Source organism: Pilibacter termitis (assembly GCF_900167335.1).
GTDB lineage: Bacteria > Bacillota > Bacilli > Lactobacillales > Streptococcaceae > Pilibacter > Pilibacter termitis.
Genome location: NZ_FUXI01000016.1, coordinates 56,277 through 67,191, shown reverse-complemented (window position 1 = coordinate 67,191; position 10,915 = coordinate 56,277). Strand labels below are relative to the sequence as shown.

At 35.4% G+C, this 10,915-nt stretch carries 8 protein-coding genes; all 8 read left to right on the top strand.

Features of this window, described 5'->3' with window-relative positions; all coding sequences use genetic code 11:
* Positions 1 to 139 precede the first annotated feature (139 nt).
* Positions 140 to 841, top strand: a complete 702-nt coding sequence (locus tag B5D30_RS07660; RefSeq protein WP_144399531.1) for an LPXTG cell wall anchor domain-containing protein — start codon at positions 140 to 142, stop codon at positions 839 to 841.
* 85 nt (positions 842 to 926) lie between these two features.
* On the top strand, positions 927 to 3,290 hold the full coding sequence (gene secA2, locus B5D30_RS07655; protein ID WP_078807478.1) for an accessory Sec system translocase SecA2: 2,364 nt from the start codon (positions 927 to 929) through the stop codon (positions 3,288 to 3,290).
* An 11-nt stretch (positions 3,291 to 3,301) separates the two neighbouring features.
* Positions 3,302 to 4,534, top strand: a complete 1,233-nt coding sequence (locus B5D30_RS07650) for an accessory Sec system protein translocase subunit SecY2 (protein ID WP_078807477.1) — start codon at positions 3,302 to 3,304, stop codon at positions 4,532 to 4,534.
* 16 nt (positions 4,535 to 4,550) lie between these two features.
* Positions 4,551 to 6,146 carry an accessory Sec system protein Asp1 gene (gene asp1 / locus B5D30_RS07645; protein ID WP_078807476.1) on the top strand — a complete coding sequence of 532 codons (1,596 nt, stop codon included), beginning with the start codon at positions 4,551 to 4,553 and terminating at the stop codon, positions 6,144 to 6,146.
* Complete coding sequence (gene asp2 / locus B5D30_RS07640; protein ID WP_078807475.1) at positions 6,130 to 7,710, top strand: accessory Sec system protein Asp2; 1,581 nt, start codon at positions 6,130 to 6,132, stop codon at positions 7,708 to 7,710. Before asp1 ends, asp2 begins: the two co-directional genes overlap by 17 nt.
* A gap of 38 nt (positions 7,711 to 7,748) precedes the next feature.
* Positions 7,749 to 8,642 (top strand): accessory Sec system protein Asp3, encoded by an 894-nt coding sequence (asp3, locus tag B5D30_RS07635; RefSeq protein ID WP_078807474.1) that lies wholly within the window; start codon positions 7,749 to 7,751, stop codon positions 8,640 to 8,642.
* A complete protein-coding gene (locus B5D30_RS07630; RefSeq protein ID WP_078807473.1) occupies positions 8,639 to 10,069 on the top strand; it encodes a glycosyltransferase in 1,431 nt (476 codons plus the stop codon). Before asp3 ends, B5D30_RS07630 begins: the two co-directional genes overlap by 4 nt.
* Complete coding sequence (locus tag B5D30_RS07625; RefSeq protein WP_078807472.1) at positions 10,059 to 10,910, top strand: hypothetical protein; 852 nt, start codon at positions 10,059 to 10,061, stop codon at positions 10,908 to 10,910. The genes B5D30_RS07630 and B5D30_RS07625 overlap by 11 nt, the downstream gene beginning before the upstream one ends.
* Positions 10,911 to 10,915: the final 5 nt, after the last annotated feature.

Below are 10,915 nucleotides of genomic sequence, written 5' to 3'. Positions count from 1 at the left end.
CAGCAACAGTAACTCATCAAGCACAAGTTTGAGTGATTCAATCTCAATGAGTTTGTCAACAAGCACTAGCAACAGCAACTCATCAAGTCTAAGTGCAAGTGACTCAGCATCAACCAGTACTTCAACAAGTGATAGTACTGTGAAGAGCACAAGTGTTTCTGATAGTATGTCAGCAAGTACAAGTGATAGCAACTCAACTTCAACAAGTATTAGTGCAAATGATTCATTATCAACCAGCACTTCGACAAGCGATAGTACTGTAAAGAGTACAAGTGTTTCTGACAGTATGTCTACAAGCACAAGTATTAGCAACTCAGACTCAATTGCAAGCACAAGCACAAGTGTGAGTGAGTCAAGTAGCACAAGTACAAGTGTTTCTGATAGTATGTCCACAAGTACAAGCGATAGCAACTCAGGCTCAACAAGTCTAAGTGCAAGTGATTCCACTTCAACAAGCACTTCGATAAGTGATAGTATTTCAACAAGTACAAGTGTTTCTGACAGTATGTCAATGAGTACAAGTGATAGCAATAGCTCTTCAACAAGTTTGAGTACAAGTATTAGTGATTCTATGTCGCTTAGTTTGAGTGAGTATCAATCAGGAAGTGTTTCAACGAGAGGGGAACTTCCAGTTACTTATGGAAGTGGTACGACTACAACGTCTGGAACAACGAATCAACCGACCACGGTTTACACTCAATCAAGTGGTACAAACTATTTACCTTCAACAGGTGAAGAAACACAAAACACTGCGACTCTCTTAGGAGCAGGATTGACATTAGGTGCAGCAGCGCTTATTGGCAAAAGAAGAAAACAAGAAAAAACACAAGAGGAAGATTAAGAGACTATCTTTTGTGTAAGGAAATGAATAGGAAGAAAACAAGGATTTCCTTGTTTTCTCCTTGTTCTTTTAAAGGGATAGGAAGATGGATAAACAAAAAAAGTATCAAAAAATCGCAAATAAAGTAATGGAATTAGGTACAATGTACTCTTCTCTTACAGATGAAGAATTAAAAGATAAAACCAGTCAATTTCGTCATCGACTAAAATTAGGAGAAAAAATTGATTCACTTGTTCCAGAGGCGTTTGCGACAGTTGTCGAGGCAAATGCTCGCTTATTAGGAATGAAACCTTATTTTGTTCAAATTTTAGGAGCAGTTACCTTGTTTTTTGGCGATATTGCAGAGATGAAAACAGGTGAAGGAAAAACGTTGACTGCTACGATGGCTCTTTATACGAGAGGGTTATTAGGCAAAGGGAATTTTTTGATTACGTCTAATCCTTACCTTGCATGGCGAGATGCAGAAGAAGTGGGGAAAGTCTATGAATTTTTGGGTTTAACCTTTGCGGTAGGGGTTGCCAAAGAAAACAGTGAGGAAGAAATTGACAAAGAAATCGTTTATGCTAGTGACATCGTCTACACAACGCATAGTGCATTAGGCTTTGATTATTTGTTTGACAATTTAGCAACGGAAATTTATGAGCAATATGTCACGAAATTTCAGTATGTCTTGATTGATGAAATTGATTCCATTTTGCTTGACATGGCACAAGTGCCACTTGTGATTTCAGGGGCGCCAAAAGTGCAATCAAATTTATTTGAGTTGTCCAATTTTGTAGTCAATACATTGGTCGAAGATGAGGATTATGAAAAGAGTTTAGATGAAAAAAATGTTTGGTTTTTAGAAAAAGGGATTCTAAAAATGGAAACAGTTTTAGGTGTTGAGGGCTTGCTTACAGAGCAATGGAAAGATTTGTATCGACATCTTACTTTAGCATTAAGAGCGAATCATTTATTGAAAAATGGGAAAGATTATATTGTAGAAGATATTGGTGTGACCTTGCTAGATGAGGCAAATGGTCGAAAACTTGAGGGCAGTAAATTACAAGCAGGTTTCCACCAAGCGATAGAGGCGAAAGAAAATGTGAAAATTTCCGAAGAAACTCGAGCAATGGGGACAATCACGTATCAAAATCTATTCAAAAAATTCCCGATTATTTCTGGTATGAGTGGAACGGCTAAGACAGATGAAGAAGAATTTAAAATGACCTACAATGTGGAAGTGATTGAAATTCCAACCAATCTTCCGAACAATCGTCTCGATCATAAGGACAAAATTTTTTTAACAAACGAAGCGAAAATTCAAGCGTCATTAAATGTCGTAAAAGAGAACATTGAAAAAGGACGCCCGATTTTAATTGGTACTGGATCTGTTTCGATTTCCATGTTGTACTCCATGATTTTATTGCAAGAAAAAATCGCTCACAATGTACTTAATGCGACAAGTGTTTCAAAAGAAAAATTGATTGTTTTAGAGGCTGGAAAAGCTGGAAGTGTAACAGTTGCCACATCTATTGCAGGACGAGGAACAGATATCAAACTAGATGATGTAGCCAAAAGTCGTGGTGGGTTGTTTGTTTTGGGAACAGAGCGAATGACGAGCGAGCGAATTGACAATCAATTGCGTGGTCGTGCAGGTCGACAGGGAGAACCTGGAGAGAGTGAGTTTTTCGTTTCATTTGAGGACAAAATTGTGATTCAAAATGCACCACAATGGGTGAAACGAGCGAAAAAATCACTAGAGAAAAAAGTTGAAAAAGGAAAAATTGACCCAAGTCAACCACTAGGGGAAAAATACCGAAAGGTGATTGAAAAAATTCAGCGGATACGAAAGAATCAAGAAATTCAAGAGAGAAAACAAACACTTGAATTTGATATGACCATTCATTATCAGCGAGAAAAAATTTATGCAGTACGAAATGATATTTTAGTATCATCGGAAAAAGAGTTAGATGCTCTTTTACAACTTTCTACAACGAAAGCAATTCAACAATTTTTATCGAAAAAAGAAAATTTGAGCAGAGAAAAAGTCATTGATTTTATTCATAATTATTTGGATTACAATTTTGACATTGTTCAATTTCAGCGAAATTATGAATACAATGCAAAAGGGCTAAAAACTTTTCTACATCGAATTATTCAAGAGCAGCAACAGATGATTTTATCTAAATTTGACAATGACGTGCAACGAATGTATTACAAACGCACGATAATTTTAAAAGCAGTAGATACTATGTGGATTGAGCAAACAGATAATTTACAACAATTAAAAGCAGTCATTAGTGCAAGAAGTTGGGGACAAAAAAACCCTGTTTTTGAATTTCAAGAGGAGGCACAAAAAAGTTTCCTTGAAATGGAAAAGGAAATTTATTTAAATGTCTTACGCAATTTACTTTTATCAGATTTAACGAAGAATTTTGATGGAAGTTATGACATTGATTTCCCATAGAATGAGGCAGTATGAAAAAGAATAAAATTTTATTTCAGAGAATAATTTATAGTGGTTTGCTTTTGTTTCTACTTCAGCTAGGTCGAAATGTTCTTTTACCAGGAATGAAAGTAGTGCCATTAAGCAATAGTAGCGAGAATCAATTTTTAGAATTTATTACCCGTACAACAGGTGGTGATTTCTTCAATCCTTCTTTTTTTTCACTGGGAATGGGTCCTTATATGACAGCATTGATTATTTGGACGACCTTAACCGTAAGTGAATTTGATTGGATCAAAAATTTGAGCGAGCGTGCAAAAGGTTATTTTCAACGAGGATTGACGTTTGTTTTTGCGGTGATACAGGCGATGATTTTTTTACCAAAACTAAAAGCGGTACAAGATTTTGGACAAGACCCAACCATTTTTCATCTTTCTGCAAGTACGATGACGATTCTCTACCTTATTACAGGTGGAATGTTTTTATCTTGGTTAGCGGATCGAAATTGTGAAAATGGCATTGGAGGACAAAGTCTTTTTATTGTCCCGAGTGTAATGGCGAATATCCCAGCGATGTTGGTTTCAGGAAAAACAGGGAAAGTGAGTTTTCAACCGTCTTTCCTCCTTATTTTAAGCATTGTAACGATAGTGTTCGTTGTTGTCACTATTTTTTTATACAACTCAGAATATCGGATAAACATAGAGAGAATCGGTGTAACGAGTGAATTTACACATTCTTATATACCTATTCGGCTGTTGACATCAGGAGCCATGCCGTTTATGTTTGCGGTCACGTTTTTCTCCTTGCCGAATTTGCTGTTAATGAATGAGAAGGTGAAAGATACGATTTTTTCTTATTGGCTTTCTCGTCTGTTTAGCTATAATACGGTGGAGGGAATTTTCACTTATGGTGTCGTCATTTACTTATTGGCGTTGTCCTTTAGTTTTATCAATGTTCGTCCTTATGACATTGCAAAAAACTTACGTGAGTCAGGTGATTATGTCCTTGGTCTTCCGCCTGGAAATAAAACGCAACGTTTTTTCACTCGAAAAGTTTGGATGATTTCAAGCATTGGTAGTCTCTATTTAGTTTTGGTTTCTATGATTCCACTTTTTATAGGATTGAAAAATGATTTGTACTCCAATTTATCTTTTTACTTTGGCAGTATTTTCATGTTGATTATCATTTTAGAAAACATAACCAAGGAAGTGAAATTTATTTACCAAATGGAAAACTATACAATTTTCCAAAAAAAGCACCATTAAAATTAGGAGGAGTACGATGATTTATTTATTCCCTGCTTGGCAACAGGAAAATTACAATATGGAATACGACCCAATTTTAAAACTGGTGAAGATTTTCCAACATATGAAAGAGGACGCTCAATTACTACTCATGAGCTATATGCCATTTCTTAGGTATAAAATCGAAAATTTTAGTTTACCTTACTGGTCGGCATTTGATACGATTCAAAAAATTGACATTTTAACAGGTGTCCCTCTTATGCTGAGTGATTTGTCATTCCCGGAGGAAAGTGAATTTCTTTACACCCCCAAAGGAGTCGTGATTTTACAGGAAAAAAAGAAGTTTGCCAATGTGCAATACAATGAATATGGTTGTATAGAAAAAATATACTATTATCAAACTTCTCTTTTTAAGGTGGAAAATTTTGATGACCGTGGTTTTCTTTCTTCTGTCGAAGAATACCAAGAGGAAAAATTGAAAAAGCGGAGTTATTATAACGAATTTGGTGAGCATACCTTAACGGAATATTTCTTTCCTATTTCCAAGGTGGTAATAGAAAAGTTTGGTGTAAAAGGATTTTCAAAGGAAGTTTACTCCTCTATCAATGAAGTGTTATTAGAAGCCTTACAGCAAAAACTACAACAAAAAAAAGAAGAAAAACAGAAACTTATAAGCGTTTATCAACCGTATTTGGTTCAAATTCTTCATTCTTTAGTCCAGCAGGAGAAAATTACGTGGTTAATTCAGCAAAATCAGTCGTTCTTTTCACTTGAGGAGAATGAACACTTTAACGTGCTAGAGAAAAGTGAGCGTATTTTATGTGATACGAAATGTATGCGAGAGAAATTTTTGCATTGGGCAAATGAAAATCTTCTCTCTATCGAAGAAAAAGTCGAGAGCATTCCGTTTTACGATTTGGAACTTGATCTTGGAGAAAGTAATTTCGTGCAGGAAATGTTGCTTTATGTAAAAGTAAATAGCTTGAATGCTTTTAAAGAAAGATTTATTGACTTGTTACTAAAGAAACTAATCGAAAATGAAAGCTACTATCTCTTGATTACTACGGATAGTTTGGAACTGGAAGAAATGATTCAACAAAAAGCAATACAGCTTATTGACACTTATTTTGACATAGACAGCACTTCGTCTGATTTCAAAAAGACATTGCGATATGTTGAAACCAAGCGAATGCAGAAATTGTTGAAACAAGATGAAGAGGCAGTGGAACATTTGAGGAAAACGCCTCTTTGGAAGCAATTGGTTGCGGCGATAAATGTATATGAACGTTTGGAATATAGGCGAGTGTTCCATTTGTATCAGATTCGAGAGTTATTTAAGAAAACGAGATTGTATATTGAATTAGATGAGGCGACAAATTTTCAAATGCAGTTGCTTGCACTCAGTGTAGGGATTCCTCAGATGACGAGGAATCAATTTGACTTTGTTTTTCACAAGGAAAACGGGATTTTGTATGATGAGGAATGTGACTTGGAGCAAGAAGTAGATTATTATCTCAAGCATTTGGCAAATTGGAATCAGTCGCTTATAAGGAATATTGAGCTGTTAGAGGAATATGATTTGGAGAAAATTAGTGAAAGGTGGCAGGTGGTGTTAAATGGCGAAAAAAATTAAGGTGTTTCATTTCAGTAATCGAAATTTCACCGAAACACATCAGCTATCCTCAAGTTTTGAGTATTTGTTTATTCCGTTGAATAAAGGTTGGCAAATTCAAAAAGAAAATCGAAAGGATTTTTTTAGCGAGGATGTATTGGCGAAAGAAAAACGGTCTATTTTTATTTTCGATCAGTTGCAAGAAACGGATTTTTTTAGAAAACTTATTGAGCAGTTGCCGAATTATCAAATTCTCTATGATGTCAAACAAACTCTCTCTCCTCTATTTTTAGAAGTCTTGCACCGAAAATTTGCCATTGGTTTGGATTTTGGACAAATGGAGCGAGTTTTCTCGTATATCAACGAAGAATATGCCGTAAAGCAATCAGGGTATAAACTAAGTCATGACTTTCTCCAAGTTTCTCCGTTTTTTAAAGGAGAAGTGAGGAAAATAGGGAATGCGTTTATCGAAATTTCAAGCGAACATGAAGAAACGTTTCAGCAAGCATTTGTTTGGCGAATGACTCATCAATTGCCAAAAGGTGAGCAACACGTTTTTTTTCCAGAAGTCATGAGACTTTCTGGGGCAGTGGAAGTAGTTTTTAAAGTGTTTCTTTTACATGAACAAACACAAGAACTTCTTGATGTCGTTGAGGCAAGTTTAGAAGAAATTCAACAAGAGAAACCGATACTCTTAGAAAGCAAAGAAGAAAATGCGAATATTAGCGTTTCTTTGTACTTAAAAGGAACAGGAGAAGTGCAGATTGGGCAAGTGCATGTGAGACGAGCGATTGCCAGTCGTCAGTCGATGATTTCTGGCGGAGCCAATCTTTTAGACCATGAAGAGAATGGCGATGGCATTTTTTACTATTTCAATCCGGGGGATTTCAAACCACCTCTTGCGATTTATTTCTCTGGTTACCGTCCGTTAGAAGGATTTGAGGGGCTAGGGATGATGAGCAAAATGGGGTGTCCTTTCATGCTTATTGCAGACCCACGACTTGAGGGAGGGAATTTCTATCTTTCAACTGAAAAATTGGAAAAACGTTTGGTAGAAATTATCCAAGAAAAATTAGATTTTCTAGGGTTTACCAATCAAGAATTGGTTCTCTCAGGACTTTCAATGGGGACTTTTGGTGCATTGTATTTTGCGAGTTATTTATCTCCTAAATGCGTCATCATTGGAAAACCCTTAACCAATCTTGGTCTAATCGCAGAAAATGGTCGTATTCATCGCACGCAAGAGTTTGCGACAGCTTATGATATGATGTGCTACAACGTTAAGGGCATTTCAGATGAGAAAATAAAAGAAATGGATGAAATGTTTTGGCAGAGATTTCGTCAAGGAGATTATAACCAGACGATTTTTGCGATTGCCTATATGAAACAAGATGATTATGATGCCATTGCTTTTCCTATGTTATATGACTTTCTAAAAGAACATTCTCCAAACAGTCATCTATTGTATAGAGGATTTATCGGACATCACAATGATAATTCTCCTGCGATTAACAATTGGTTTGTCAAGCAATACCGCAATTTAATGTGGACGAATTATCAACGGATAATCGGGAAGATTGTATAAAGCTATTCTAAAGAAACAATTTACGAGGTGAACAAGGAATGGAAACATTATATTTTATCAAATGGGGACGTGATTATGTGAACAATTATAATTATGGCTCCGAAATTTCTTTTGATAGCAAGGGTGCAGTTTCTTTTTCCTCTCCCTTAATGCCTCCGGGTGAGACAATCAAAACATGGAGTTCTAAAATAGCATTCCACGCCAAACGCACTTCTCCAACTCTGCCGTTATTATCACATGACGAGGAGTATGTTTTTTTTCTTCAAGGAATGAATGACAATGGTTTTACGCTTAAAATCAAAATTGAATTTTTTGATATTCGAGATGAGAAAATTGAGGAAAAATTATTTAGTGAAAAAAAGGGGGGATTTCTTTTTCCAAATGGCACGCATTACTATCAAATTCATTTATTAAATACGAAACACGAACAAATTTATTTTAAATATTTGTTGATCGGTGAAAAGAGAATTTTTGAAAGGTATAAAATAAAGGTGAACAAAGAAGTGAATTTGTTATTTTTACAGCCGAAAACTTTCAACGAACAGGTAAAAATTGTTTTGAATAAAAAACGACCAGTTGTTAATAGTTTTTCGCTTAGAGAAGAAGTGTTATATATAGAAATGCTTTGTGAAAAAAACGAGAAGAAAACATTGAGACAACTCATAGAAATTTTTCGATTTTTACAAAGGAAAATGGGAGGAAATGGAGAAATTTTGATACAAAAAGGGGCTATGTTTCACAATATGGAAATAGCAATGCAAGAGATTTCACAAGTGTTTCCAATTCTTTTGCCAAATTGTCAAGAGCTTGAAAATCAATCAATGATAAGAGAAAATAGAGAAGAAATAAGAAGTAGTGTGAGAGTGAATAAACTTGCTTATGATGTATTAGCAACTATTGTAGGAAACATGAAGGGAAGGAAAAAGGGATGAATTTTTTTATTAACAAAGCAATGGGGCTTGGAAATTCTGGTGTTGAACACGCTCAGTTTTACCGTGCCAAATGTTTTAGGCGAGAAAAACTTCCATATAAATATGTATTTATGGAATTAGTGAAAAATTTACATGAGGCAATGGAAAAATGGAAAATTGGCGAGCAAGAAGTGATCAACATATGGGAGTTTTTTGTCCTAGGAGATGCTTATTTATTTGAGGGAGTAAAAGAGAGGTATGCGTATAAAGAAACATTGATTGTTGACTCAACGAATACGCACCGAGTAAAAGAAACGTATACGTCATCAGGTCTTTTTATTCGAGAGCATTTTGAAAAATCTCCGAATCCTAAAGATGAAAAAACGTTATTGGTGTCGAATTATAAAACGGAAATTTTTGATGCTCGTACACATGAGAAGAAAATTGTTTTTCAGTTTCTTCATCACGCACGTCGCAATCGTACGATTGGCAATATTCATTTGTATAATTTTCAAGGGCAGCACCTTTTTTTCCGTAATGAGATTTTGTTCCAGCGTTTTTTCTTGCACTATTTAGCAGAAAAATTTGAGGGAAGAAAAAATTTCTTTATTGACCGTGGAGAAGAAACGGAAGTGGCATTATTTAATCATCGTCCAAAAAATACGAAAATTATCGAATTGATTCATGCGGATCATCTTTCAGATCGTGAGGTAGTAAGTGCACCGTTGTGGAACAATTATTATGAATATTTACTAACACATTCACAAGCGGTAGATCGCATTGTCGTTGCGACCAAATTACAAAGAGAAGATTTGTTGTTAGATTTCCCAAATGGTAGGGAGAAAATTGTGGCGATTCCTGTCGGTGGCATTGATGATATTGATTTTTCCAATCGGGCGAAAGAAGAAAGAAGAATACGCAAATTCGTGACAGCCTCAAGATTAGCAGCTGAAAAGCATTTGGATCTTATCATTCAAGCAGTCGTTCAAATTTATCAAGAATTTCCTTTTATTTCCTTGGATATTTTTGGGCAAGGTGGCGAAGATGTGAAACTTCGTGCGTTGATTCAAGAATTGAAAGCAGAAGATTACATTCGACTCAAAGGTCATTCTGATAAAATCGAAGAAGAATTTAAACGGTATGATGCCTTTATTTCCGCCTCGTTTTCAGAGGGGTTCGGCTTAACGTATATTGAGGCTTTAAATATGAATTTGCCGATTCTTACATTTAATGCACGTTTTGGTGCATTGGAATTGGTGAAACACAATGAAAATGGGATTATTAAAGAATTTTCAAGAGAAAATGACACGTTTAATATTGAGCAATTAAAATCGGGAATTTATGATTTATTTTTTGCAGAATTTATGAAAGATACTCGTTTTTCAGTTGCAGAATATCAAGAGTCGGTTATCGCAAAGCAATGGAAGGAGCTTGTCAATGGACTATGAGTTGGTTACAGTTATTCACCCAGAAAATGAGAACTGGAAAAAACAGAAAAAAAGGCTAAAAGAGTCGAATGCTCAAGTGTTGTCGATTTCTCCTTTCCCGACATTTCAAAAAGTACTTAAAGAAGAAGGAGTAACAGGAGTAAATCTTTTGGATAGTCTTACTCAGCGGAGCCATGACGAGCAATCTTTCCTATTTTTCAATCAAGTAGATACAGCGGAATATGCAGAAATTTTTATGAATGAAAACTGGAGTATTTCGCTCCTTTTAGACGGAGACGAAATCGGGCAAGTTATCACTTATCCAAATACAAGACGTCATGTGAAAGAAGTTCATTATTTCAATTTGGACGGAACCGTTGATTTTATTGAGGAATATGCAGATGACGGGAAGTTATTTAGCGTACTTTCTTATTACAAAGGGAAAGTGCAAGAAATTGATTTTGTAAACGATCAGAGGCAACCGATTCTAAGCTATTATTTTTACGAAGGGACAATGCCACTCGTAACCGTTCGTAACCCTAAGAGTTTTGAGATAGAAGAAAAGTACGATGATTTGACACAATTTATTTCTAAGGAATTAGCGAAAAAATTAACAAAAGAAGATACTGTGTCATTCACCTATTTGGGCAAAGAATTAAGTGCATTAAGAGATTCAACTTCTCACAATATTTTTTATTTGGAGGAGGAACCACTAGATGAAAACGGTGAAGTCAAAGGGAATTTGAAAAGTATTTTACTAGACGAAATTCAATTTGTCCAAACTGTAAGAGTTTCTAAGAAATATGCAGAGAAACTGCAGGAAAAAGGGTTGTTAACAGAAAAAGTAGAAATTCTTGATTAGCGAGG

Coding starts and splice junctions, on each gene's coding strand:
- B5D30_RS07650 (WP_078807477.1), top strand. CDS start 3,302: ATGAAAAAGAATAAAATTTTATTTCAGAGAATAATTTATAGTGGTTTG.
- secA2 (WP_078807478.1), top strand. CDS start 927: ATGGATAAACAAAAAAAGTATCAAAAAATCGCAAATAAAGTAATGGAA.
- asp2 (WP_078807475.1), top strand. CDS start 6,130: ATGGCGAAAAAAATTAAGGTGTTTCATTTCAGTAATCGAAATTTCACC.
- asp3 (WP_078807474.1), top strand. CDS start 7,749: ATGGAAACATTATATTTTATCAAATGGGGACGTGATTATGTGAACAAT.
- asp1 (WP_078807476.1), top strand. CDS start 4,551: ATGATTTATTTATTCCCTGCTTGGCAACAGGAAAATTACAATATGGAA.
- B5D30_RS07625 (WP_078807472.1), top strand. CDS start 10,059: ATGGACTATGAGTTGGTTACAGTTATTCACCCAGAAAATGAGAACTGG.
- B5D30_RS07630 (WP_078807473.1), top strand. CDS start 8,639: ATGAATTTTTTTATTAACAAAGCAATGGGGCTTGGAAATTCTGGTGTT.